We start from the raw sequence: 23,510 nt of genomic DNA on the forward strand, positions 1-23,510 counted from the left end.
CGGTACCGGACGTGGCACCGGTCCCCCGCACACCGACGTCGGCCGGTCCGGTTCAGTGCGATCCGGCGGTCGCCGAGGCCAGCTCCTCGCTCAGGGCGTGCGCGGCGTCACGCAGCGCGGACGGGTCGGGGCCCGCCCGGAGCACCCCGCGGGCCGACACCGGCAGCACCGGGCCCGTGGTGCCCGCGAACCGCGCCACCACGTCGGCCGGGCTCGCGCCCTGGGCGCCGAGCCCGGGCACCAGCACCGGACCGTTCAGCGCGCTCAGGTCCAGGCCGTGGTCGTGGGTGCCGCCGACGACGACCCCCACCGCCCCGCCGGGCCGTGCGCCGGCGTTGCGCGCGGCGGCATCGTCGACCATCTGCTGGGCGACGGACACCCCGCCCGGCGCCGTGGCGCACTGCACCGCGGCGCCGTCCGGGTTGGACGTCCGGGCCAGCACGAACACCCCGCGCCCGGCCTCGTCGGCCGCGGTCAGGGCCGGTTCCAGCGACCCGAACCCCAGGTAGGGCGACAACGTGAGCGCGTCCGCCCCGAGCGGCGCGCCGACGCGCAGGTAGGCGTCGGCGTAGCCGTCCATGGTGGAGCCGATGTCCCCGCGCTTGGCGTCGAGCAGGGTCAGAGTGCCCGTGCCCGCGTACCCGGCGAGCAGCCGCTCCAGCACCGCGACACCCGCCGAGCCGTGCCGCTCGAAGAACGCCGACTGCGGCTTCACCACCGACACCGCCCCGGCGAACGCGGTGTGGCAGCGGTCGGCGAACGCGGCGAGGCCGTCGGCGTCGTCGGTGAGGTCCCAGGCCGCCAGCAGGGCCGGGTGCGGGTCGATCCCGACGCACAGCGGCCCGTGGGCGGCGACGGCCTCGCCGAGCCGGGCGGCGACGCTCACGCCTTGGCCTTCAGCGCCGCGTGCGCCTGCTGCAGCGACCGCACACCGAGCCCACCCGAGGCGAGCGCCTCGATGCCCTGCACCGCGGCCGCGGTCCCCTGCACCGTGGTGATGCACGGGACACCGCGGGACACCGCGGCGGCGCGGATCTCGTAGCCGTCCACCCGCGGGCCGGGGTTCCCGACCGGGGTGTTGACGATCAGGTCGACGTCACCGGCGAGGATGGTGTCGACGATCGTGGGGGTGTCCGGGCCGGATCCCTCGCTGTGCTTGCGCACCACGGTGACGTCGATCCCGTTGCGGCGCAGCATCTCCGCGGTGCCCTCGGTGGCCAGGACCTGGAAGCCCATGTCGGCCAGGCGGCGGATCGGGAAGACCATCGCCCGCTTGTCGCGGTCGGCGATCGACACGAACACCGTGCCCGAGGTGGGCAGCGAGCCGTAGGCGGCGGCCTGGGACTTGGCGAAGGCCGGGCCGAAGGCGGAGTCGAAGCCCATGACCTCGCCGGTGGACTTCATCTCCGGGCCGAGCAGCGGGTCGACGCCCTGGCCCGCGGTGTTGCGGAACCGGTTGAACGGCAGCACCGCCTCCTTGACCGCGACCGGGGAGTCGGCGGGCAGCGCTCCGCCGTCGCCGGTGGCCGGGAGCAGGCCCTCGGCGCGCAGCTCGGCGATGGTGGCGCCGAGCATGATCCGGGCGGCGGCCTTGGCCAGCGGCACCGACGTCGCCTTGGACACGAACGGCACCGTCCGCGACGCCCGCGGGTTGGCCTCCAGCACGTAGAGCACGTCGCCGTGCAGGGCGTACTGGACGTTGAGCAGCCCGCGCACGCCGACGCCGTGCGCGATGGCGGCGGTGGCCTCGCGGACCTTCGCCAGGATCGAGGAGCCCAGCGTGATCGGCGGCAGCGTGCAGGAGGAGTCACCGGAGTGGACCCCGGCCTCCTCGATGTGCTCCATGACCCCGCCGAGGTAGATCTCCTCGCCGTCGCACAGGGCGTCGACGTCGATCTCGATGGCGTCGTCGAGGAACTTGTCGACCAGCACCGGGCGGTCCGGGGAGATGGTGGTGGCGCGGGCGATGTAGCCGGCCAGGGTCGCCTCGTCGTAGACGATCTCCATGCCGCGTCCACCGAGCACGTAGGACGGCCGCACGAGCACCGGGTAGCCGATCCGCGAGGCGATCCCCCTGGCCTGCTCGAAGGAGGTGGCCATGCCGAACTCCGGGGCGGGCAGGCCGGCCTTGTGCAGGACCTCGCCGAACGCGCCGCGGTCCTCGGCCAGGTCGATCGCGGCCGCGGACGTCCCGACGACCGGCACCCCGGCGTCGGTGAGGCGCTGGGCGAGCCCCAGCGGGGTCTGCCCGCCGAGCTGCACGATGACCCCGGCGACGGTGCCGGAGGCCTGCTCGGCGTGCACGACCTCCAGGACGTCCTCGAAGGTCAGCGGCTCGAAGTAGAGGCGGTCGGCGGTGTCGTAGTCGGTGGACACCGTCTCCGGGTTGCAGTTGACCATGACGGTCTCGAACCCGGCGGCACGCAGCGCCATGACCGCGTGCACACAGGAGTAGTCGAACTCGATGCCCTGCCCGATGCGGTTCGGGCCGGAGCCGAGGATCAGCACCTTCGGCTTCTCGGTCTGCGGGGCGATCTCCGACTCGGCCGCGGGGTCGGTCTCGTAGGCCGAGTAGTGGTAGGGCGTCTTCGCCGCGAACTCGGCGGCACAGGTGTCGACGGTCTTGTAGACCGGCCGGATGCCGAGCCGGTGGCGCAGGGTGCGCACGCCGTCCTCGCCGGCGAACTCGGGGCGCACGGCGGCGAGCTGACGGTCGGACAGGCCGTGGCGCTTGGCCCGGCGCAGCAGGTCGGCGTCGAGGACGGGTGCGGCCTCGAGCTCGGCGCGGATCTCCCCCAGCAGCGCGATCTGGTCGACGAACCAGGGGTCGATGCCGGAGGCCTTGGCGACGTCGTCGACCGACTGGCCGCGGCGCAGGGCGCGCTCGACCTCGTAGATGCGGCCGTCGACCGGGACGGTGTACTCCGGCTCGCCCTCGGGGTCGGGGGCGGTCCAGAACCCGGCCCGGTCCCGCTCCATCGAGCGCAGTGCCTTACCCAGCGCCTCGGGGAACGAGCGGCCCAGCGCCATCGCCTCGCCGACCGACTTCATGGTCGTGGTCAGCTCGGGGTCGGCCCCGGGGAACTTCTCGAAGGCGAACCGCGGGATCTTGACCGCGACGTAGTCCAGCGACGGCTCGAACGCGGCGATGGTCTCGCCGGTGATGTCGTTGCGGATCTCGTCGAGGGTGTAGCCGACGGCGAGCTTCGCCGCGATCTTGGCGATCGGGAAGCCGGTGGCCTTCGACGCCAGCGCGGAGGACCGCGAGACGCGCGGGTTCATCTCGATCACGACCAGGCGCCCGGTCTCGGGGTGGATCGCGAACTGGATGTTGCAGCCACCGGTGTCGACGCCGACGGCTCGCAGCACGGCGATGCCGACGTCGCGCATGTGCTGGTACTCGCGGTCGGTCAGCGTCATCGCCGGGGCGACGGTGATCGAGTCGCCGGTGTGCACGCCCATCGGGTCGATGTTCTCGATCGAGCAGATGACGACCACGTTGTCGTGGTGGTCGCGCATGAGCTCGAGCTCGTACTCCTTCCAGCCGAGCACGGACTCCTCGATGAGGACCTCGGTGACCGGGGAGGCGTCGAGCCCGGCGCCGGCGAGACGCTCCAGGTCCTGCGCCGAGTGCGCCATGCCCGAGCCGAGACCGCCCATGGTGAACGACGGCCGGATGACCACGGGCAGACCCAGCTCGTCGGCGGCGGCGAGGACCTCCTCCATCGAGTGGCAGACCCGCGAGCGGGGGACGTCGCCGCCGACCCCGATGACGATGTCCTTGAACTTGAGCCGGTCCTCGCCGCGCTCGATGGCGTCGACGTCGGCGCCGATCAGCTCGACGCCGTGCCGCTCCAGGGCGCCGTTCTCGTGCAGCGCGATCGCGGTGTTGAGCGCGGTCTGTCCGCCCAGGGTCGCGAGCATCGCGGTGACCGGGGTGCCGTTGTCGCGCTCGGCGGCGATGACCTTCTCGACGAACTCCGGGGTGATCGGCTCGACGTAGGTGGCGTCGGCGAACTCCGGGTCGGTCATGATCGTCGCCGGGTTGGAGTTGACCAGCGAGACCCGGATGCCCTCGGCCTGCAGCACCCGGCACGCCTGGGTGCCGGAGTAGTCGAACTCGCAGGCCTGGCCGATCACGATCGGCCCGGAGCCGATCACCATGACGTGGTCGATGTCGTCGCGGCGGGGCATCAGTGGTCCTCCTGCCGGGCCTGGTCGTGCCGGTCCGGGTGCTGCGGGGTGGATGGGGCTGCGTGGGGCGGCGGCCACGGGCGGTCGTCGACGGGCCGGGCGCGGCCGGACACCGGGTCGGCGCCCGGTGCCGGGTCGGCCGGGACGTCCGTCGCGTCCGGGTCCGCGGTGGCGCCCGGGTGGGCGGGTGTGCCGCCGTCGCGGCGCAGCGCGTCCTCGATGTCGGAGAACGGCGCCGTCAGCGGGTCCGGGGTGGCGGGACGACCGAGGGCGGGCATCCGGCTGGTGGGCGGCTCGATCTCGTCGCGGCCGGAGACCGGGGTCCCGGTCGGCGGGGTGACGGGCAGCCGGGTGGTGTGCTCGTCGGCAGGGTGCTCGACGGCCGCCGGGCCGGGCCGGCCCCCGCCGTGCGGGGCCTCCGGGCTGCCCGGCTCGAACCCGCCCGCGGCCGGGGCCGGGCCCGGTGACGGAGCGGGCGGGGTGGGCCGCAGGTCGACCGACGGGGCCGCGGTCGCCGACGGCGGCGTGGCCGGGTCGGGCTGGGCGGTCATCCCCGGCGCGGGCGCGGGCTCCGGCTCGGACACGGACACGGGGTCGGACTCGGGCTGCGGGTACGGCGCGGGCGCGGTGCCCTCGGGCCGCTGCCCGGCGACGCCGGCGTAGCCGACCGGGTGCTCGGTCATGAGCGCGACGAACCGGTCGAACAGGTCCGCGGCGTCGTGCGGGCCCGCGGCGGCCTCGGGGTGGTACTGCACGGAGAAGGCGGGGAAGTCCAGCCCGGTCATGCCCTCGACGGTGTCGTCGTTCGGGCAGTAGTGGCTGATCTGCGCCCGACCGTAGGGGGTGTCGAACTCCTCCCCCGGCGACCCGGCGACCGCGAACCCGTGGTTCTGCGAGGTGATCGCGATCCGCCCGGTGGCGTGCTCGACGACCGGGATGTTCACGCCGCGGTGGCCGTAGCGGAGCTTGTAGGTCTCGCGCCCCAGCGCGCGACCCAGGATCTGGTTGCCGAAGCAGATGCCGAACAGCGGGATCCGGCGCTCCAGCACCTGCCGGGCCAGCGCGACCGGACCGTCGGCGGTGGCCGGGTCACCGGGGCCGTTGGCCAGGAAGAAGCCGTCCGGGCGCAGCGACTCGACCGTCTCGATGGTGCTCGAGGCGGGCAGCACGTGCACCTCGATGCCGCGGGCGGCCATCATCCGCGGGGTGTTGAACTTGATGCCGACGTCGAGGGCGGCGACGACGAAGCGCCGCTCCCCCACCGCGGGCACCACATAGGTCTCGGCGGTGGTCACGGCGCCGTAGAGGTCGGCGCCCTCCATCGGCGGGGACTGCCGCACCCGCTCAACGAGCTCGTCGTCCGGGGCGATCGCGTCGCCGGAGAAGATCCCGGCCCGCATGGCGCCGCGCTCACGCAGGTGGCGCACCGCGGCGCGGGTGTCGATCCCGGCGACACCGACGACCCCCTGGGTGCGCAGCGCGTCCTCCAGGGTGCCGGTGGCCCGCCAGTTCGACGGCCGCCGGGCCGGGTCGCGCACGACGTAGCCGGCGACCTGGATGCCGGAGGACTCGTCGTCCTCGTCGTTCCAGCCGGTGTTGCCGATCTGCGGTGCGGTCTGCAGCACGATCTGTCGGTGGTACGACGGGTCGGTGAGGGTCTCCTGGTAGCCGGTCATGGCCGTGGTGAACACGGCCTCACCCAGGGTCTGCCCGGTGGCGCCGTAGGCCTCACCGCGGAAGATCCGTCCGTCCTCGAGAACCAAAAGCGCGGTCACTGCACAACCTTCCCGTCCTGCGCGGTGATGCGTCCCCGCAGCACCGTCGCGACCACCGTTCCGGGCAGCCGCATTCCCTCGTACGGCGTGTTCGCCGCCTTGCTCGCCAGCTCCGCACCGCGGACCGTCCAGACCCCGTCCGGGTCGACCAGCGCGAACGTCGCCGGCTCCCCCTCCGCGATCGGACGGCCCTGGTCGGGCAGGTTCCCGATCTCCGCGGGGCGCTCCGAGAGCACCCGCGCGACGCCGTGCCAGTCCAGCAGGCCCGGCTCCACCATCGTCTCGACCAGCACCGACAGCGCGGTCTGCAGGCCGAGCATGCCCGGCTTCGCCGCCTGCCACTCGGTGTCCTTGTACTGCGCGGCGTGCGGGGCGTGGTCGGTCGCGACGACGTCGATCACGCCCTCGGCCAGCGCCTCGCGCATCGCGCGGGTGTCGTCGGCGGTGCGCAGCGGCGGGTTGACCTTGTTCACCGGGTCGTAGCCGGTCAGCCGGGAGTCGGTGAGCAGCAGGTGGTGCGGGGTGACCTCGGCCGACACCCGCACGCCCTGGGCCTTGGCCGCGCGCAGCACGTCGATCGTGCGGGCGGTGGAGATGTGGCAGACGTGCAGCCGCGCCCCGGCCTCGCGGGCCAGCGCGCAGTCCCGGGCGACGATCGTCTCCTCCGCCGTCGCGGGCCATCCGGCGAGCCCGAGCCGGGCCGCGACGGCGCCCTCGTGCGCCTGGGCGCCGCCGGTGAGGCGGTGGTCCTCGGCGTGCTGGGCGATGACGACGTCGAGCGCGGAGGCGTACTCCAGCGCCCGGCGCATGATCAGCGGGTCGTTCACGCAGCGGCCGTCGTCGGAGAACATCCGCACCGCGGCGCGGGAGGCGGCCATCGTGCCGAGCTCGGCGAGCTTCTCGCCGCCGAGGCCGACGGTGACCGCGCCGACCGGGTGCACGTCGACCAGCCCGATCTCCTCGCCGCGCCGACGCACGTGCTCGACGACGACGTCGGAGTCGGCGACCGGGGTGGTGTTCGGCATCGCGAACACGGCGGTGAACCCGCCGAGGGCGGCGGCCCGGCTGCCGGTCTCGATGGTCTCGGACTCCTCGCCGCCGGGCTCGCGCAGGTGCACGTGGAGGTCGACGAAGCCGGGCAGGAGCACGGCGCCGTCGGCGTCGAGGACCTCGGCGCCCTCGGGCGTGGTCAGCCCGGTTCCGATGGTGGCGACGACGCCGTCGGTGACGAGCACGTCGACCGGGTCCCCGCCGTAGGGCCGGGTGTTGCGGATCAGCAGGTCGGTCATTCGGGAGCTCCGGCGAGAAGGTGGTAGAGGACGGCCATCCGCACGTGCACGCCGTTGCGGACCTGGGCCAGGACGGCGGCGTTGGGGGCGTCGGCGACCGCGGGGGCGATCTCCATGCCGCGGATCATCGGGCCGGGGTGCAGGACGACCGCGTGGTCGGGCAGGAGCTTCGCGCGGTCCTCGGACAGCCCGAAGCGCACCGCGTACTCGCGCGCGGAGGGGAAGAAGCCGCCGTGCATCCGCTCGGACTGCACGCGCAGCATCATGACCGCGTCGAGCGCGGGCAGCTCGGCGTCGAGGGAGTGCGCCACCCGGCACGGCCAGGACTCGACGCCGGTGGGCAGCAGCGTCGGCGGCGCGACGAGCACGACCTCGGCGCCGAGGGTCGCGAGCAGCAGCACGTTGGACCGCGCCACCCTCGAGTGCAGGACGTCGCCGACGATCCCGATCCGGCGCCCGGCGATGCCGCCGAGCCGGTCGCGCAGGGTCGCGGCGTCGAGCAGCGCCTGGGTGGGGTGCTCGTGGGTGCCGTCGCCGGCGTTCACGATCGCGGTGGGCGTGCCGGTGACGGCCCGATCGGCATCGACCCAGTGCGCCAGCCGGTGCGCCGACCCCGACGCGGGGTGGCGCACGATCACGCAGTCCGCACCCATCGAGGACAGCGTCAGCGCGGTGTCGCGCAGCGACTCGCCCTTGGAGACCGACGAGCCCGCCGCCGACACGTTCACGGTGTCGGCGCTCATCCACTTGCCGGCGATCTCGAACGACACCCGGGTGCGGGTGGAGTTCTCGTAGAACATCGTGATGACCGTGCGGCCGCGCAGCGTCGGCAGCTTGCGCACCTCACGGCCGAGCAGCGCCTGACGCAGCCGGTCGGAGGTGTCGAGCAGCGCGGTGGCCTCGGCGGCGTCGAGGTCGGCGACCGAGAGCAGGTGCCTCACCTGTCCCCCTCTCCCTGGGTGATCCAGACGCCGTCGCCGCCGTCGATCTCGGTCAGCGAGACCAGGATCTGCTCCGAGCGCGACGTCGGGACGTTCTTGCCGACGTAGTCGGCGCGGATCGGGAGCTCCCGGTGGCCGCGGTCGATCAGCACGGCGAGCTGCACCGCGCGCGGGCGGCCCTCGTCGCGCAGGGCGTCGAGCGCGGCGCGGGTGGTGCGCCCGGACATGAGGACGTCGTCGACGAGTACGACGAGCCGGTCGTCGACACCGCCCTCGGGCACCGCGGTGGACTCCAGCGCGCGGGCCGGGCCGCGGCGCAGGTCGTCGCGGTAGAGGGTGGCGTCGACCGAGCCGACCGCCGGTACGGCGCCGGCGAAGTCGGTGATCGCGGCGGCGAGCCGGTGGGCCAGGTGCACGCCGCGGGTGGGGACGCCCATCAGCACGAGCCCGTCGGGGTCCTCGGCGCTGAACGCGGTCTTCTCGATGATCTGGTGCGCGATGCGCGCGACGGTGCGGGTGACGTCGGCGGCGGACAGCAGTTCCCGTGCGGGCTGCTGCGCGTCGGCGTCCCCGCGGCGGTTCTGCGCCACGAGGTGGTCTCCTTCCCCGCCTCACCGGACGGGTCTTAAAGGACGGTCGTGCAAGAGCTGTGCGTCAACCTATCAACCCGGCAGGTGCCGCGCGGGACGGCCGCAGCGCGTCACACCGCGAGCCGCGCCACAGCGGCATCACTCGTTGGAGGTCACGTTCCTGTCACGATGCGCGATGGTCGACGGCCGGTCCGGGCGGGACTTGCGATACCCGATTCCGCCCAGGCGCACCCACAGGGGCGGGTGGCGGAGTCGGCACCCGCACCCTGCGCTACCGCTGTCGAGGGACGTGGACTGCCCCGTTCGTGTGGGAAACCGCTCGTCAACCCCCCGAGCAGGGGGTCGAGCTTGACCACGCCGGACCGGACCCGGAGGATTACTCTCCGTATCAATCAGCAATCACTCAGCATCAATCAGCACGCGTGCAGCAGCGCCGCGACGCACGGGACGGCCGGGAGGCCGGCCCCCCGCCGGAGCTGCCGCCCCGAACGGGACCACCCACAGGGGCGATGACGCGGCAGGCGCGACCACGCCACCGGTGCACCGCCGGTGACCGCCGGTCCGTCCTCACCGGTACGGACCGTCAGGAACGAGGAGATCGATGGGCGACTACGCCAAGGCGCTCGGGGGCAAGCTCCGGGCGATCAGGCAGCAACAGGGGCTCTCCCTGCACGGCGTCGAGCAGAAGTCGGGCGGACGCTGGAAGGCGGTCGTCGTGGGCTCCTACGAGCGCGGGGACCGTGCGGTCACCGTGCAGAAGCTGGCCGAGCTGGCCGACTTCTACGGCGTCCCGGTGGCCGAGCTGCTCCCCGAGGGCCGCATCCCGTCCGGCAGCGAGCCCGCCACGAAGATCGTGATCAACCTGGAGCGGCTGCAGCAGCTGCCCGCGGACAAGGTGGGTCCGCTGGCCCGCTACGCCGCGGCCATCCAGAGCCAGCGCGGCGACTACAACGGCAAGGTGCTCTCGATCCGCGCCGAGGACCTGCGGTCGCTCGCGATCATCTACGACATGTCCCCCGGCGAGCTGACCGACCAGCTGATCGACTGGGGTGTCCTGCCTCCCGAGGCACGCCCCGGACAGCACGTGGGATGATCTGCCCCGCCGGCCGCGTCCCAGGGGAAGGGTGACGCGACCGGCACGACGGCGGCCGGGGTTTTCGCACAGTCCCCCGGCCGCCGTCCTCGTCCCGCGGTGCCCGGCCACCGCGCGCGGGGCCGGTGTGCCGCGCGACGCACCTCACGGTGGGGTCGGCTCCGGCTGGTCACCGGTCGCGGCCCGGTGCGCCAGCATCGCCAGGTGCAGTCCGGTCCGGACCTCCGCGTCGCCGAGGTCCGCGCCGAGCACACGACGCAGCGTGTCGAGCCGCGCGTAGGCCCCGGCCCGGCTCAGGTGCAGCGAGCGGGCGAACACCGCCATCACCCCGTTGCAGTCCAGGTAGGACTCGAGCATGCGCAGCGTGTCCTCACGTCGTCCGTGGGGAAGCGCGAGGACCCGTCCGAGCTGTTCGTCGACGAAGGCGTGCAGTCGTACCTCGCCGCGCAGCTGCCACAGCAGCCTGCGGACACCGAGGTGCCGCCCGCGCGACACCCGGACCGCCTCACCGGGCCGCGTGGGCCGGGCGATGCCGGCGATCTGCTCGGCCTCGGTGAGGGCCTCGGCCAGCTCCCGCCATCGTCGCACCGGGGGCCCGAGCGCCAGGACGGCCACCGCACCCGCTCCGAGCTCGCTCGCCAACCGGTCGTCGACCCCGTCGCCCCCGTCGAGCAGAGCCACGACCAGGTTGCGGCGGACCCGTCCGACCAGGGCCGTTCGTTGGATGCGGTGCACCGCCGCGCCGAACTGCTCGACGAGCTCGGCATCGGGCCCGCCGTCCCCGCCACGCCCGCGGGCCATCAGCACCGCGATCTCCCCGGCCGGGCTGAAGCCGAGGGCCTGTGCCCTGGCCCCGACGGCCGCTTCGTCGCCGCCGTGACCGCCGATGACGTCCCGGATCAGCCGCTCGACGGCCATCACCTCGAGCTCCTCGGCAGGCCCGCCCACCAGACGGGTGATCGTCACCGCCTCGGCCGCCCGTTCGAGGACCAGTGCCACGTCCTCGGCCTCGAACTGGTCGACCCGGGTGGGCACCACCAGACGTCCCCACCGGGCGCGGCGGAGCCCGACCGGGATGGCCATCCACCGTTCCGGCCCGCCCCGGATCGTGTCCGCCGCCGGCGGGACCTGCCGTGAGCGCGCCGTCCAGTCGCGCAGGATGTCCTCCGGTGCGGATGCGCCCGCGAACCCGATGACCCGGTGGGAGAGGTCCTCCAGCACGACCACCCGGTCGACCAGCTCCGCGCAGCGGGCCAGGATCACGTCGACGGGGGCGCCCTCGCCCCCCAGCGGTCCGAGCACCCGGTGTGCCCGGCGCGTCAGGTCCAGACGTGCGAACTGCTCGTGCATGACGCGGCCGTGCACGGCTTCGGTGATCTCCACGAAACGCACCGTCGACCGCAGCTCGACCAGGGGGAACCCCACGGAGCGGGCGTACTGCACCAGCTCCTCGGGCAGCCGCTCCACGTGCCGGCCCAGTTCCACCACCAGACCGACCGCCCCGCTGGCGCGCAAAGAGTCGAGGTACCGGACGAGGTCGGTGCCCGGTTCGGACAGCACCACCCCGATCGACAGGACCAGCTCGCCGCCGGTCAACGTTCCCGCCACGTCGGGGAGTTCGCTCACGTGCACCCAGCGCACCTCCGCCCCGAGAGCGGCCGAGCCGGCGCGCACGCGCGGCCGGCCCCGGAGCACCGAGGGGAGCTCCAGCACCTCCCGGAGGGACATCCGCACCGCCCCAACCTAGCCGGACCCCGACACAGTGACCATTCCTCGGCCGATCTGCCGACACAGTGACGGTCGTGGCACGACCGGTCCGGACACCACGATCCGTACGGCCCGCCGCGGTGGGCAACAGCGAACGGGGCCGAGCGACTCGCCCCGACGACCGCGGTGACGTCGTGCAGGTCGCTCTCCGGCTCGTCTGCGGGTAGACCCGGGTCCGACGACATGGAGCGGATCCGACGGCGGACGACCGGCGACGCCGCGTCCGTCGTCCGACCACGGCCCCGACACGGAAGAGGATCATGACGAGCACGCTGCAGAAGACGCTCCACCACTGGATCGCGGGCACACGGGTCGAGGGCACCTCCGGGCGGACCTGCGAGGTCACCGACCCCGCCACCGGCGAGGTCACCGCGCACCTGCCCCTCGCCAGCGCCGACGAGGCCGCCACGGTGATCGCCGCGGCGAAGGCCGCGTTCCCCGCCTGGCGTGACACCAGCCTCGCCAAGCGCACCCAGATCATGTTCCGCTTCCGCGAGCTGCTCGACGCCCGCGCCCCGGAGCTGGCCGCACTCATCACCGCCGAACACGGCAAGGTCCTCTCCGACGCCGCCGGCGAGGTCGCCCGCGGCCAGGAGGTCGTCGAGTTCGCCTGCGGCATGCCGCACCTGCTCAAGGGCTCGGCGACCGAGAACGCCTCCACCGGCGTCGACGTCCACTCGATCCGCCAGCCACTCGGCGTCGTCGGGATCATCAGCCCGTTCAACTTCCCGGCGATGGTCCCGATGTGGTTCTTCCCCATCGCGATCGCCACCGGCAACACCGTGGTGCTCAAGCCGTCGGAGAAGGTGCCCTCCGCCGCCCTCTGGATCGCCGAGCTCTGGTCGGAAGCCGGCCTGCCCGACGGCGTGTTCAACGTCCTGCACGGCGACAGGACCGCCGTCGACACCCTGCTGACCAGCCCGGACGTCAAGTCGATCAGCTTCGTCGGCTCCACCCCGGTCGCCCGCCACGTCTACGAGACCGCCACCGCCCACGGCAAGCGCGTCCAGGCACTCGGCGGGGCGAAGAACCACATGGTCGTCCTCCCCGACGCCGACCTCGACCTCGCCGCCGACCAGGCCGTCAACGCCGGGTTCGGCTCCGCCGGCGAACGCTGCATGGCCGTCTCCGCGCTGGTGGCCGTCGGCGACATCGCCGACACCCTCGTCGCGAAGATCGCCGACCGCGCCCGCAACCTGCGCACCGGCGACGGCCGACGCTCCTGCGACATGGGACCGCTCGTGACCCGGGCGGCCCAGGAACGGGTGTCGGGCTACATCGACGCCGGCGAGTCCGAGGGCGCCACCGTCGTCGTCGACGGCAGGCAGGGCGAGTTCGACGCCGACGGGTCCGGCTTCTTCGTCGGCCCCACCCTGCTCGACCACGTCACCCCCGACATGAGCGTCTACACCGACGAGATCTTCGGCCCGGTCCTGTCGGTGGTGCGCGTCGCGACCTACACCGACGCCGTGGAACTGATCAACGCCAACCCCTACGGCAACGGCACCGCGATCTTCACCAACGACGGCGGCGCCGCCCGCCGCTTCCAGAACGAGGTCGAGGTCGGCATGATCGGCGTCAACGTCCCGGTCCCCGTCCCGATGGCCTACTACAGCTTCGGCGGCTGGAAGAACTCCCTGTTCGGCGACACCCACGCCCACGGCACCGAGGGCGTGCACTTCTTCACCCGCGCCAAGGTCGTCACCACCCGTTGGCTCGACCCCAGCCACGCGGGGCTGAACCTCGGCTTCCCCACCAACACCTGAGAGGCCCCACCATGCGAAGGCCCCTGCGTATCGCCGTCCCCGACCGGCTCGACTCGTCGACGACCGACCCCCGCGACGCCTCCGCCCGCCGGCTGCTGCACGACGTCGTGGCGATGATCGCCGCCCGGGGGCTCGAGGCGGTGCTCGTCCGGGAGACCGACCTCGACGGGTTCGACGGCCTGGTGCTGCCCGGCGGGAACGACATCGACCCCGTGCGCTACGGCGCACAGCCGTGCGCCGAGGTCTACGGCGTGCAGCCCGACCAGGACGCACTCGACTGCGGGCTCGCCGAGGCCGCGCTGTCCGCCGGCGTTCCGGTGCTCGGGATCTGCCGCGGGCTGCAGGTGCTCAACGTCGTCCGCGGCGGGACGCTGGTGCCCGACCTGCCCCCGGGAACGGTGCTGCACCGCGACTCGACCGCGGCCGGCCCCCGGTGGGCGTGGCACGAGGTCGCGCTCCGCGCGGGGTCGCTGCTGGCCGAGGAGGTCGGTGCGCACCGGTTGCTGATCGCCTCCGGGCACCACCAGGCGGTCGACCGGCTCGGCGCGGGGCTCACCGTGGACGCGGTGGCCGACGACGGGGTCGTCGAGGCGTTCTCCGACGCCGAGCACGACGTGCTCGCCGTGCAGTGGCATCCGGAGGCGACCGGTCGTGAGGACGAGGTGCAGGCCGCACCGGTGCGGTGGTTCGCCGCTGCCGTCACGCGGCGAGCGACGGCGGTGACGGCGTGACCGCCGCGCGGGCGAAGGAGGCGGCCACCCGGCGCATCGGCGAGATCGAGCGGGACGTCGTCGGGCTGAGCCGGCGCATCCACTCCCGCCCGGAGCTCGCCTTCGAGGAGACGCGGGCTGCGGCCTGGGTGGCCGAGGCGGCGCAGGCGTGGACGGGGTGCGATCCCACCGTCGGCGTCGGTGGTCTCCCGACCGCGCTCTCCGCCACCGCCGGCAGCGGCGACCTGTCCGTGACCCTCTGCGCCGAGTACGACGCGCTGCCGGGGATCGGTCACGCCTGTGGGCACAACGTCATCGCGGCGGCGTCGGCGGGGGCGTTCGCCGCCCTCGCCCCGATCGCCGACGATCTCGGCCTGCAGGTGCGGTTGCTCGGCACCCCGGCGGAGGAGAGCGGCGGCGGCAAGCAGCACCTCATCGACGCGGGCGTGTTCGAGGGGACGCACGCGGCGATGATGATCCACCCGTCCACCCGTGAGCTGCTGGGCATGAACTCCTACGCCTCGAACGCGGTCTGGGTGGAGTTCGAGGGGAGCGAGGCGCACGCCTCGATCTCCCCGCACATGGGGGTGAACGCGCTCGACGCGATGACCGTGATGCTGACCGCGATCGGCCTGGCCCGGCAGCAGCTCGAGCCCGAGCAGCAGATCCACGGCTTCGTCCGTGAGGCCGGGGTCGCCGCGAACATCATCCCCGGCCGCGCCGCCGGTACCTGGATGGCCCGTGGGGCCGATCTCGACTCGCTGCGGCGCGCGGTCGGGATCATCACCCGGTGCGCCGAGGCCGGCGCGCTCGCCGCGGGGGCCGAGCTGCGGGCCACGGTCGGGCGTCATCCCTATGCGGACATGCGGTCGGATCTCGACCTGCGTGCCCTGTACCGGGACAACGCTGCCGCGATCGGCCGGAATCCGGAGGAGCACGCCTCGCGGGGCGGCTCCACAGACATGGGCAACGTCTCCCAGCTCGTACCCGCCATCCACCCCATGGTCAGCCTGGGCGACTACGACGTCAGCTCGCACACCGAACCGTTCGCCGAGCTCGCCGGAGGCGCGCCCGGGGACAGGGTGGCGCTCGACGGGGCGCTGCTGCTCGCCGCGACCGTGATCGACGCCGCCACCACGCCGTCGGTCCGGCAGCGGCTGCTGACCGGACGAGCAGATGCCCGCGAACCCTCCGGACCCGTCGCCGAGGCGTGAGGTCCTCAGCCGGGCCCGGTGCCCGCGACCGCCGCCAGCCGGCATCCCGTGGCGATGGTCGCGTAGCCCAGGAGATGGTCCTGCGCATCCTGCAGGCTCACCGAGACCCTGGCGACCGCGTGGTAGCCGAACGCGTCCTCCAACGACACCATGCTGCGGGCCGTCGCCGTCGACGGCTGGGCCAGCGTGAAGACACCGAGCCCCTGGCCGACGTCGAGGATCGACTCGTAGATCGAGACCTGTCGTTCGTAGAGCGAGCGACGCAGCACCTGCACCATGGGGTTGCGCCGCACCAGGGCGCTGAACTCGTAGAGCAGGATGCACAGCTCGTCGTCGGGGTCGACGGGCAGCCCCGAGCGGATCATCGCCACCAGACGTTCCCGCGGATCCGTGATGGCGTCCACCGTCCGCCGCCGACGTGTCGCGAACCGGTCGACCGCGTCGCCGTACACGGTCTGGTAGAGCTCGTCGATGTCCGGGAAGTAGTAGCTGACGAGCCCGGTGGACAGACCTGCCTCGGCCGCGATGGTGCGCACCGTGACGGCGCTCAGGCCGTCACGGACGATCACCCTGCGGGTCGCGGCCATGAACTCGTCCCGGCGGGCCTGCTGGTTCTTGCGGCGTGCCATCGATGAAGTATCGCCCATCGTCGGGCCCCGGGATCCGGGGTCACTGCTCGTGTACGGCCACGCACTCCGCACCGACCCACGTGGAGGATCGGGATCCGTCCGATCCTCCACGTGGTCACCTCACACCGTTGCGGCAACGGTGCCGGTGCCGGTGTCGGCGACGACGTCACGGACGGCCGGGACGCCGTGCAACGTGGTGGCGGCGCGTACCGCGTCCCGGACGGCCGCGGCGGTGACCTCGACGGCCACCGCCTCCAACGGGGCGACGTTGGTGACCGGCACCCTGCCGGTCGCGACGGCGAAGGCGGTGTCCCCGTCGACGCCGGTGGCGGCGGATGACACCGTGCGCGCGATGCCGCTGTGCCCGGCGTGGGCCAGCCGCCAGGCGGCCCGCTTGTCCAGGCGGGCGTCGGTGGCGACCACGACGAGTGTGGTGGCCTGCCCCCAGCTCAGCGTCGGCCGTTCCTGCGCGGCCAGTGCGTCCACCACCCGGACCTGGCGGCCCGCACGTCGCAGGCCGGCGAGCACCCTGCCGTCCTCGTCCAGGACGTCGCCCACCGGGTTCGCCACCGCCCAGGCCGCCACCGTGGCGCCCTCGGCGGTGCTGCGGTGGGCACGGCCGAAGCCGCCCTTCATGGCGTTGCCCGGACCGTCGAGAGATCCGGCGGTCGCTCCCGTGCCGGCTCCGACGGTGCCCACGTCCTCGGTCCCCGCCGGGACCGCGACCGCCATCGCGTGCTCGGTGGCGGCGGGGGTGGGCCACGCGACCTGCCCCAGCGGCAGGTCGTAGATCACCGCTGCGAGGACGAAGGGCACCGGCTCGGGACGCGGCACCGGGCCTCCCAGGAGCTGTGTGAGGTGCGCCGCCGCGGCCAGCCCGTAGCAGCTGCCGCCGGTCAGGACGATCGCCCGGGCGTGGTCGGCCGCCCCGGCCGGCTCGAAGACCGGTGTGTTGAGGGTGCCGGTGCTCTGGCCGCGGACGGCGGCGGCGGCGACCGCGCCGTCGGGGAGCAGGAACGCGGTGAGGCCGGGCGCCGCGTCGAGGTCGGTCCAGTGACCGATCCGGATTCCGTCGATCATGTTCTGTCCCCGATGTCGCTGGCCAGCTGGAGTCTGCGCGTGTAGTCGTGCTCCGCGGTCGTGTAGAACCGCTCGGCGCTCCCCTGGTCGACGATCGTCCCGGCACGCATGACGAGGATCCGGTCGGCGACGTAGCGGGTCGCCCGCAGGTCGTGGGAGATGAAGATGGCGCCGAAGCGCCGCGCGTCCTGCAACGACCGGACCAGGTTGAGGATTTGTGCCTGCACCGACACGTCCAGGGCGCTGACCGCCTCGTCGAACAGCACGAACCGCGGCTCGGTGACCAGTGCCCGCGCGATGCTCACCCGCTGGCGCTGCCCGCCCGAGAGCTCACCCGGGTACCGGCCGGCGAACGTCGGGTCGAGCCCCACCTGCTCGAGCATCTCCCGTACCCGGTGCCGCCGCCGGTCCCGCTCGACCCCCGCGAGCACCAGCGGTTCCGCGACCGAACGTTCGACGCTCAGCCGCGGGTTCAACGCCGTCTGCGGATGCTGCAGGACCACGCTGAGCGTGCCCGGTGCCAGTCTCCGCATCGGGGCCCCCGTGAAGCGGACCTGTCCGGACGCGGGTCTCAGCAGACCCAGGCACAGCTTGCCGACGGTGCTCTTCCCGGATCCGGACTCACCGACCAGGCCGACCGTCTCACCGGGCTCGATCCGGAGCGAGAAGCCCTCGAGTACCGGCTTGTGCACCCGCGCCCACGGTGGGCCCGCGGCGTAACCGAAGTCGACGTCGTCGAGCTCGACGACGGGCGGCACGTCAGGCATGGGACCTGTCCTTCCGGTGGACGGGCACGGCGGGCAGATGGCACAGCGTCCGCACCCCGTCGACGTCGTGCACCTCGGGCCGGGTCGCGCTGCAGTCGGGCAGGACCGAGTCGCAGCGGGGAGCGAAGGCGCATCCCGCCGCGGCGGCCCGCAGCACCGGCGGCTGACCGGGAATCGCCTCCACCCGCGAACCGGGCTGCTCACGGCCGAGGGCGGAGGCGAGCAGGGCGCGGGTGTAGGGATGGGCCGGGTTCTCGAACAGCCGGGCCGTCGGCCCCTCCTCCACCACACGACCGCCGTACATCACGGCGACCCGGTCGCAGTACCGGCGTACCGCGGGCAGGTCGTGGCTCATCAGCACCACCGCGGTGTCGTGCCGACGGGCCTGGTCCACGAGCAGCTCCAGGATCTCGGCCTGGATCGATGCGTCGAGCGCCGCGGTGGGTTCGTCGGCGATCACCGCGGCAGGTCGGTTGGCGAGGGCGATCGCGATCGACACCCGCTGGGCCATCCCTCCGGAGAGCTGGTGCGGGTAGGACCGGGCGACGGCCCTCGGCTCCGGCAGCCGGACCTGGGCCAGCAGGGCGTGGACGTCGTCGGAGGTCGTCGACCGGGATCGACCCGCGGCACCGCGCTCGAGGGCCCACCGCACCTGGCGGCCCACCCGGGCGGTGGGGTCGAGCGTGCCGATCGGATCCTGGAACACGAAGCCGAGCCGCCGCCGTCGCAGCTCCCGCAGCGCGCGCTCCCCCGTCCCCGAGACCGGGTGGTCCTCCACGTACGCCTCGCCGGAGTGGATCCGGGCCTCCCGTGGCAGTGCACCGGACAGGGCCAGACCGAGCGTGCTCTTGCCCGAGCCGCTCTCCCCGACGATGCCGAGCACCTCCGCGCGGGCCACCGTGAGCGAGGCGTCGTCGAGGGCACGGACCGGTTCGTCGCGGATCCGGTACTCCACGACGAGATCGCGTCCCTCCAGGATCGTGTGGGCGCACCGCGGCATCACGTGCTCCTCTCCGTTCGCAGGGAGTCGCCCACCAGGTTGAAGGCGAGGACGGCCAGCCCGAGTACGAGGCCGGGGATGAGCACGTACGACGGCGTCACCGTGAGGTACGTCCGACCGGCGCCGAGCAGGGCACCGAGTGAGGTGTCGGGTTGCTGGACACCGAGACCGAGGAAGCTGATGCCGCCCTCGACCAGCATTCCCAGCGAGATCGAGTACGTGGCCTGCACGATCACCGCCTCCCGCATGTTCGGCAGCAGGTGGAAGACGGTGACCCGGCCCAGCCGGGCGCCGGCGACCTCGGCCGAGGTGACGAAGTCGAGCTCGACGATCCGCAGCGCCTCGACCCGGGCGACCCGGATGATCGTCGGAAGCGTGACGACCACGATCGCGACGACGGCGGTGGTCCGGCCGGAACCGACGACGACCGAGATCAGTACGGCGATCAGGATGGTCGGGAAGCTGTACAGCACGTCGCTGAACCGGCTCACCAGCTGGTCGACCCACCGCGGCGAGTACGCGGCGAGACACCCCAGCGCGACCCCGATGACGGTGGCGACGAGCACCGCGACCGTGGACAGGACGATCGTCACGCCGATCGCCGAGGCGACGCGGGGCAGCAGCGAGCGGCCCAGCTCGTCGGTCCCCAGGAGGAAGCTCGCCGAGGGACCCGCGACCCGGGGGCCGACGGAGGCCGACGGGTCGCCCAGGGGCAGCAGCGGATGCAGGATCCCCAGGGCCAGCAGGAGGACCAGCAGGGCGAGGCCGAGCCGGCCGAGGGGATCACCGCGGAACGGCACGCGCAGGGCCGACAGCACCGACAGCGCCGACGGCACCGGTCCGGCGACGCCGGTCGGCGCCGGACCGGAGGTCGGGGGCGGCACCGCGGTGGAGGTCTGGTCCCTGGAGCCGGTCATGCCGTCCCCCTCCGTCCGATCCGCGGGTCGATGACCCCGTAGAGAATGTCGATGATCATGTTGATGAGGACGAAGACCACCGTCACCACGAGCACCATCCCCTGCACCACGGGGTAGTCGCGCTGGTCGGCCGCACTGACCAGGTAGCTGCCGATCCCGTTGAGCGCGAACATCTGCTCGGCGATCGCCGCGCCGGTGAGCACGGAGGCGAGGTAGACCCCGACCACGGTGACGACCGGGGCGGAGATGTTGCGCCACAAGTGCCGCCGGTAGACGGTGCGGGCCCCGACGCCACGGATCTCGTCGGCGCGAACGTAGGGCTCCCGCAGCACCGTGGCGACGGCGCGCCGGGTCGTGGCCATCAGGAACCCGGCGCCGAAGAGGGAGATCACGATCGCCGGCGGCACCGCGGCCGCCAGATTGCCGGCCGGGTCGGTGAACGGGTCCGGCCACACCCCCACCGTGAACGGCACGACGTAGGTCGTGATGAGGACGACGAGGACACCGCCGACCAGGATCTCCGGCAGGCTGAGCAGCAGGGCGTTCCCCAGGCGGGTGGCGGCGGCGGTGCGCCTGCGGGCGGCGATCCCGCCGCACACGCCCAGCGCGATGCCGGGGAGCACGGTGAACAGGCAGCCCAGCGCCGCCAGCTCGAGGGTGATCGGTGCCCGGTCGAGGATCTCGGTGAGTACCGGTTCGCCGCTGCGCAGGGAGGTGCCGAGATCGCCGCGCAGCAGGTTCCCCATCCACGTGGCGAACTGCACGACGATCGACCTGTCGAGCCCGTACTCGCTCACCGCCGCCGCCCGCTCGGCGGGCGTGGCCTGGGGGCCGAGCAGGACGTCCACGTAGTTGCCGGGCACCAGGTGCAGGGCCGAGAAGACCAGGACCGCCGAGACGAGGACGGTCAGCAGCGCCAAGCCGACCTGACGGAGGACGAACCCGAGAAGTCGGGGCATCTCAGGCACCCCCGGTCCGGACCCGGCTCAGCGCACCGGCGTACTGCATCACGTCCAGGTTCCCGTCGAGCCGGCTGATCCGCGGTGCCACCCGGTCCGCCCGATAGGCGACGATCCCGGGCTTGGTGACCAGCGGGATGGTGTTCGCCTGCTCCTCGAGAGCGGTCGACGCCCGGCGTACCGCCGCGTCCGCCGACGGGCCGGACGCCGACCACGCCCGGGTGACGAGGTCGGTGACCGAGGGATCGTCCTCCTGGAAGCCCGCGGTGAAGGGTGCGAGCTCCGGGCTCCAGTTGCGCATCGCCATCAACGGCCCGCCGAAGGCGGCGTAGAAGCTGACGGCGGCGTCCATCCGGGCGGGCGTACTCACCCAGGAGCGCTGGTTCAGCACCGCCGCCTCCAGCTGGGTGGCCCGCACCGTCACTCCGATCTCGGCCAGGTCCTGCTGGATGATCTGGGCGATCCCGCCGGCGACGGGGCCGCCGTAGATGATCTCGAAGTGCAGGTCGGTCCGGGCCGCCTCGGCGAGCAGCGTCCTGGCCTTCGCGGTGTCCCGGTGCACCGTCGTCGGTAGGGCTCCGGGGAACGTCGCCGACACCGGGCCCGTGACGGCACCGACGCCGGCGAGGGCGACCTGTCTGATCCGTTCCCGGTCGATGCCGTGGGCAACCGCCTGCCGGACGCGGCGATCGGTGAAGGGTGTGTCGCCGACCGCGTTGAGGGTGAGGACGAAGAAGTCGGTGCGCGGCTGCACCTGCACGGCGACCGCGGGGACGTCGCTGAGCAGCAGCGCCGCGTCGGGCTCGTCGAAGGTGGCGATGTCGATGCTGCCGTTGCGCAGCGCCGCGATCCGCGCGTTGGTGTCGAGGATGATGGGGACCTCGAGGCGGTCCGCCGTGGGGGGACGCCACGAGAACGGGTTGCGGACCAGGACCCAGTCCCGGTCCTGGCGGTGGCTCTCGACCATGAACGGGCCGGTGCCGAGCATCTCGGTGGCCGGGGTGACCTCGCCGGCACCGATCTCCCGGATCGGCAGGATCACGGCCACGGCCGCGCTCAGCGCGGACAGGAACATCTCACGCGGGGCACCCAGGACGAACCGAACCCGACGGTCGTCGACCCTGCTGACCGTGGTGCCGGTCCCCCCGATGTAGCTGGCGAACGCGGTGGGCTTCGCCGGATCGAGATGGCGGGCGAAGGTGCCCACGACGTCGTCGGCGTCGACGGGGCGGCCGTTGGAGAACCTGGCACCGCTGCGGAGGGTGAACACCCACTCGCCGGGCGCCGGGTTCTCCCAGCTCTGGGCGAGCGCCGGAACCACGCCCAGGTCGTCGTCGAGCTCGACCAGCGGCTCGTAGACCACCTGGATCAGCTCCCACGAGGCCCCGACCGACGACGTCGTCGGGTTGAGCGCGAGGGCCTCGAGGGGCTTGCCCCAGACGACCGTGCCGCCGCGCACCGCGGTGACCGGACCTGCGCCGGCCACGGCGTCCATCCGCCGTGCACAGCCGGCCAGCGCTCCTGGTGCGGCCACGCCGAGACCGCCGAGGAGCAGCGTCCGGAGCACGGTCCGGCGGCCGATGCCGACCCCGGCGGGCGGTAGGTCGGGTGGGCTCATGACATCTCCTCGGGCAGTGGCGGGCGGTCCGGACGGACGGCAACGGGGGCGAGGGGCCGGCCGTGTTCGACGAGCACGTCGACGAGCCGGGAGTGCGGGAGCGCGTGGGCGCGTACGCCCGCGCGTCCGGTGACGGTCCTGGCGGCCACGAGTGCGTTGAGGATCGACTCCTCGGTGGCCTCCACCGTGGCCGCGAACAACGCGTCGATGCCGCCGTCGGACAGCATGGTCAGCGTCTGGGTCACCGGTGCCGCTGCGCCGTACTCGCTCTTGCGCAGCCGGTTGCCGGTGGCGAAGGCGATGACGAGGTCGCCGCTGAAGTGTTCGCCCACGCCCCCGGCGCGGGCGACGCCCAGCGAGGCTCGCTGCGCGAGGCGGTCGCACTGGTGCGGGAGCAGGGGCGCGTCCGTCGCCACCACGACGATGATCGAGCCCCCGCCCTCCACCGGCACCGTCGCCCCGGACGGGATCGGAACGGGGATCTCCCGCCCGTCGATCAGACGGCCGACCGGGACACCGTCGACCAGGAGCCGGTCACGCCGGCCGTGGTTGGCCTGCACCAGGACCCCGACCGTGTAGCCGGCGGTCCCGTCCAGGACGACGACGCGGGAGGACGTCCCGATCCCGCCCTTGAAGCCGTGGCAGATCGTGCCGGTACCGGCTCCGACGTTTCCCTCGGCCACGGCGGCGCCGTCGCCGCTGCGCACGGCGGATGCGAGGGCCCGCTCGAGATGCTCGGCTCGGACATGGAAGCCGTCGATGTCGTTCAGGACGCCGTCCCAGGTCTCCCCCACCACCGGCAGGGCCCAGAACAGCTCCCCGGGGGCTCGCCGAGCGACCTCGACCCGCGCCAACGCGTCGCGCACGACCCCGACGCTGTGTGAGTTGGTCAGCCCGATCGGCGAAGTCAGCATTCCGCTCTCGCGCACCCACTGCAGTCCCGTGAGCTCGCCGTTGCCGTTGAGCCGGTGGCTCCCCGCGAAGACCGGCCGGCTCCAGATCCCGTCGTCGTGCGGCAGGACCACGGTGACCCCGGTGTGCACCTCCGCGGAGTCCGTCCCCGGTCCCGCCGTCAGCGTGCAGTGCCCGACCCGGGTACCGGGGACGTCGGTGATCGCGTTGGCGGGGCCGGGCGTTCCGGTCCCGACCGCGACCCCGAGATCCCGCGCACGCACCGGGCCTCGCACCACCTCGGAAGCAC

General features: G+C 73.3%; 18 protein-coding genes and 1 pseudogene. 4 read left to right on the plus strand and 15 right to left on the minus strand.

The features are described 5' to 3' along the window. Positions 1–52: 52 nt before the first annotated feature. From pyrF to pyrR, 6 genes and pseudogenes are all read right to left on the minus strand, one after another. Positions 53–886 (minus strand): orotidine-5'-phosphate decarboxylase, encoded by an 834-nt coding sequence (pyrF, locus tag KPL59_RS28320; RefSeq protein ID WP_226362583.1) that lies wholly within the window; start codon positions 884–886, stop codon positions 53–55. Continuing rightward, positions 883–4,194 carry a carbamoyl-phosphate synthase large subunit gene (gene carB, locus KPL59_RS28325; protein WP_226362584.1) on the minus strand — a complete coding sequence of 1,104 codons (3,312 nt, stop codon included), beginning with the start codon at positions 4,192–4,194 and terminating at the stop codon, positions 883–885. The genes pyrF and carB overlap by 4 nt, the downstream gene beginning before the upstream one ends. Positions 4,195–4,874: 680 nt before the next feature. Beyond that, a pseudogene (gene carA, locus KPL59_RS28330) lies at positions 4,875–5,969 on the minus strand (glutamine-hydrolyzing carbamoyl-phosphate synthase small subunit); the annotation flags it as partial. Next, the gene (locus tag KPL59_RS28335) at positions 5,966–7,258 is read right to left on the minus strand and encodes a dihydroorotase (RefSeq protein WP_020625787.1); all 1,293 of its coding nucleotides are present in this window, start codon (positions 7,256–7,258) and stop codon (positions 5,966–5,968) included. The pseudogene carA and the gene KPL59_RS28335, both read right to left, overlap by 4 nt. Then, positions 7,255–8,199, minus strand: coding sequence for an aspartate carbamoyltransferase catalytic subunit (locus KPL59_RS28340; RefSeq protein ID WP_226362585.1), 945 nt, complete (start codon positions 8,197–8,199; stop codon positions 7,255–7,257). The genes KPL59_RS28335 and KPL59_RS28340 overlap by 4 nt, the downstream gene beginning before the upstream one ends. Further along, on the minus strand, positions 8,196–8,789 hold the full coding sequence (gene pyrR, locus KPL59_RS28345; RefSeq protein WP_226351533.1) for a bifunctional pyr operon transcriptional regulator/uracil phosphoribosyltransferase PyrR: 594 nt from the start codon (positions 8,787–8,789) through the stop codon (positions 8,196–8,198). The genes KPL59_RS28340 and pyrR overlap by 4 nt, the downstream gene beginning before the upstream one ends. A 601-nt stretch (positions 8,790–9,390) precedes the next feature. On the opposite strand from pyrR, the gene KPL59_RS28350 reads away from it, so the two are divergent. Next, a complete protein-coding gene (locus KPL59_RS28350; protein WP_020625790.1) occupies positions 9,391–9,882 on the plus strand; it encodes a transcriptional regulator in 492 nt (163 codons plus the stop codon). A 144-nt stretch (positions 9,883–10,026) separates the two neighbouring features. On the opposite strand, the gene KPL59_RS28355 is transcribed toward KPL59_RS28350, so the two are convergent. Continuing rightward, positions 10,027–11,610: a PucR family transcriptional regulator gene (locus KPL59_RS28355; RefSeq protein ID WP_226362852.1), complete on the minus strand. Its 1,584-nt coding sequence runs from the start codon at positions 11,608–11,610 to the stop codon at positions 10,027–10,029. 299 nt (positions 11,611–11,909) lie between these two features. On the opposite strand from KPL59_RS28355, the gene KPL59_RS28360 reads away from it, so the two are divergent. Genes KPL59_RS28360 through KPL59_RS28370 form a run of 3 tightly spaced genes read left to right on the plus strand, consistent with a single transcriptional unit; the run spans position 11,910 to position 15,339 of the window. Beyond that, on the plus strand, positions 11,910–13,415 hold the full coding sequence (locus KPL59_RS28360; RefSeq protein ID WP_226362586.1) for a CoA-acylating methylmalonate-semialdehyde dehydrogenase: 1,506 nt from the start codon (positions 11,910–11,912) through the stop codon (positions 13,413–13,415). Positions 13,416–13,426: 11 nt separating this feature from the next. Next, a complete protein-coding gene (locus KPL59_RS28365) occupies positions 13,427–14,146 on the plus strand; it encodes a gamma-glutamyl-gamma-aminobutyrate hydrolase family protein (RefSeq protein WP_226351535.1) in 720 nt (239 codons plus the stop codon). Beyond that, the gene (locus KPL59_RS28370) at positions 14,143–15,339 is read left to right on the plus strand and encodes an amidohydrolase (RefSeq protein WP_226362587.1); all 1,197 of its coding nucleotides are present in this window, start codon (positions 14,143–14,145) and stop codon (positions 15,337–15,339) included. Before KPL59_RS28365 ends, KPL59_RS28370 begins: the two co-directional genes overlap by 4 nt. Before the next feature lie 5 nt (positions 15,340–15,344). Here KPL59_RS28370 and KPL59_RS28375 read toward each other — a convergent pair whose 3' ends face one another. The 8 genes from KPL59_RS28375 to KPL59_RS28410 all read right to left on the minus strand — a co-directional run bounded on the left by KPL59_RS28375 (position 15,345) and on the right by KPL59_RS28410 (position 23,484). Further along, the gene (locus KPL59_RS28375; RefSeq protein WP_226351537.1) at positions 15,345–15,968 is read right to left on the minus strand and encodes a TetR/AcrR family transcriptional regulator; all 624 of its coding nucleotides are present in this window, start codon (positions 15,966–15,968) and stop codon (positions 15,345–15,347) included. Between the two features lie 120 nt (positions 15,969–16,088). Beyond that, on the minus strand, positions 16,089–17,048 hold the full coding sequence (locus KPL59_RS28380) for a P1 family peptidase (RefSeq protein ID WP_226362588.1): 960 nt from the start codon (positions 17,046–17,048) through the stop codon (positions 16,089–16,091). Further along, the gene (locus tag KPL59_RS28385) at positions 17,045–17,815 is read right to left on the minus strand and encodes an ABC transporter ATP-binding protein (RefSeq protein ID WP_226351539.1); all 771 of its coding nucleotides are present in this window, start codon (positions 17,813–17,815) and stop codon (positions 17,045–17,047) included. The genes KPL59_RS28380 and KPL59_RS28385 overlap by 4 nt, the downstream gene beginning before the upstream one ends. Continuing rightward, positions 17,808–18,815 (minus strand): ABC transporter ATP-binding protein, encoded by a 1,008-nt coding sequence (locus KPL59_RS28390; RefSeq protein WP_226351540.1) that lies wholly within the window; start codon positions 18,813–18,815, stop codon positions 17,808–17,810. Before KPL59_RS28390 ends, KPL59_RS28385 begins: the two co-directional genes overlap by 8 nt. Beyond that, the gene (locus tag KPL59_RS28395) at positions 18,815–19,732 is read right to left on the minus strand and encodes an ABC transporter permease (protein ID WP_226351541.1); all 918 of its coding nucleotides are present in this window, start codon (positions 19,730–19,732) and stop codon (positions 18,815–18,817) included. The genes KPL59_RS28390 and KPL59_RS28395 overlap by 1 nt, the downstream gene beginning before the upstream one ends. After that, positions 19,729–20,691, minus strand: coding sequence for an ABC transporter permease (locus KPL59_RS28400; protein WP_226362589.1), 963 nt, complete (start codon positions 20,689–20,691; stop codon positions 19,729–19,731). Before KPL59_RS28400 ends, KPL59_RS28395 begins: the two co-directional genes overlap by 4 nt. Position 20,692: 1 nt before the next feature. After that, positions 20,693–22,309 carry an ABC transporter substrate-binding protein gene (locus KPL59_RS28405; protein ID WP_226362590.1) on the minus strand — a complete coding sequence of 539 codons (1,617 nt, stop codon included), beginning with the start codon at positions 22,307–22,309 and terminating at the stop codon, positions 20,693–20,695. Beyond that, positions 22,306–23,484, minus strand: a complete 1,179-nt coding sequence (locus KPL59_RS28410; RefSeq protein ID WP_226362591.1) for a P1 family peptidase — start codon at positions 23,482–23,484, stop codon at positions 22,306–22,308. The genes KPL59_RS28405 and KPL59_RS28410 overlap by 4 nt, the downstream gene beginning before the upstream one ends. Positions 23,485–23,510 lie beyond the last annotated feature (26 nt).

Source organism: Pseudonocardia sp. ICBG1142 (genome assembly GCF_020496255.1).
Lineage (GTDB): Bacteria > Actinomycetota > Actinomycetes > Mycobacteriales > Pseudonocardiaceae > Pseudonocardia.

Excerpts from the sequence above, each read along its gene's own strand:
- carB (WP_226362584.1), bottom strand. The coding sequence starts at position 4,194 with ATGCCCCGCCGCGACGACATCGACCACGTCATGGTGATCGGCTCCGGG.
- KPL59_RS28335 (WP_020625787.1), bottom strand. The coding sequence starts at position 7,258 with ATGACCGACCTGCTGATCCGCAACACCCGGCCCTACGGCGGGGACCCG.
- KPL59_RS28350 (WP_020625790.1), top strand. The coding sequence starts at position 9,391 with ATGGGCGACTACGCCAAGGCGCTCGGGGGCAAGCTCCGGGCGATCAGG.
- KPL59_RS28355 (WP_226362852.1), bottom strand. The coding sequence starts at position 11,610 with ATGTCCCTCCGGGAGGTGCTGGAGCTCCCCTCGGTGCTCCGGGGCCGG.
- KPL59_RS28360 (WP_226362586.1), top strand. The coding sequence starts at position 11,910 with ATGACGAGCACGCTGCAGAAGACGCTCCACCACTGGATCGCGGGCACA.
- KPL59_RS28365 (WP_226351535.1), top strand. The coding sequence starts at position 13,427 with ATGCGAAGGCCCCTGCGTATCGCCGTCCCCGACCGGCTCGACTCGTCG.
- KPL59_RS28375 (WP_226351537.1), bottom strand. The coding sequence starts at position 15,968 with ATGGCACGCCGCAAGAACCAGCAGGCCCGCCGGGACGAGTTCATGGCC.
- KPL59_RS28380 (WP_226362588.1), bottom strand. The coding sequence starts at position 17,048 with ATGATCGACGGAATCCGGATCGGTCACTGGACCGACCTCGACGCGGCG.
- KPL59_RS28385 (WP_226351539.1), bottom strand. The coding sequence starts at position 17,815 with ATGCCTGACGTGCCGCCCGTCGTCGAGCTCGACGACGTCGACTTCGGT.
- KPL59_RS28390 (WP_226351540.1), bottom strand. The coding sequence starts at position 18,815 with ATGCCGCGGTGCGCCCACACGATCCTGGAGGGACGCGATCTCGTCGTG.
- KPL59_RS28395 (WP_226351541.1), bottom strand. The coding sequence starts at position 19,732 with ATGACCGGCTCCAGGGACCAGACCTCCACCGCGGTGCCGCCCCCGACC.
- KPL59_RS28400 (WP_226362589.1), bottom strand. The coding sequence starts at position 20,691 with ATGCCCCGACTTCTCGGGTTCGTCCTCCGTCAGGTCGGCTTGGCGCTG.
- KPL59_RS28405 (WP_226362590.1), bottom strand. The coding sequence starts at position 22,309 with ATGAGCCCACCCGACCTACCGCCCGCCGGGGTCGGCATCGGCCGCCGG.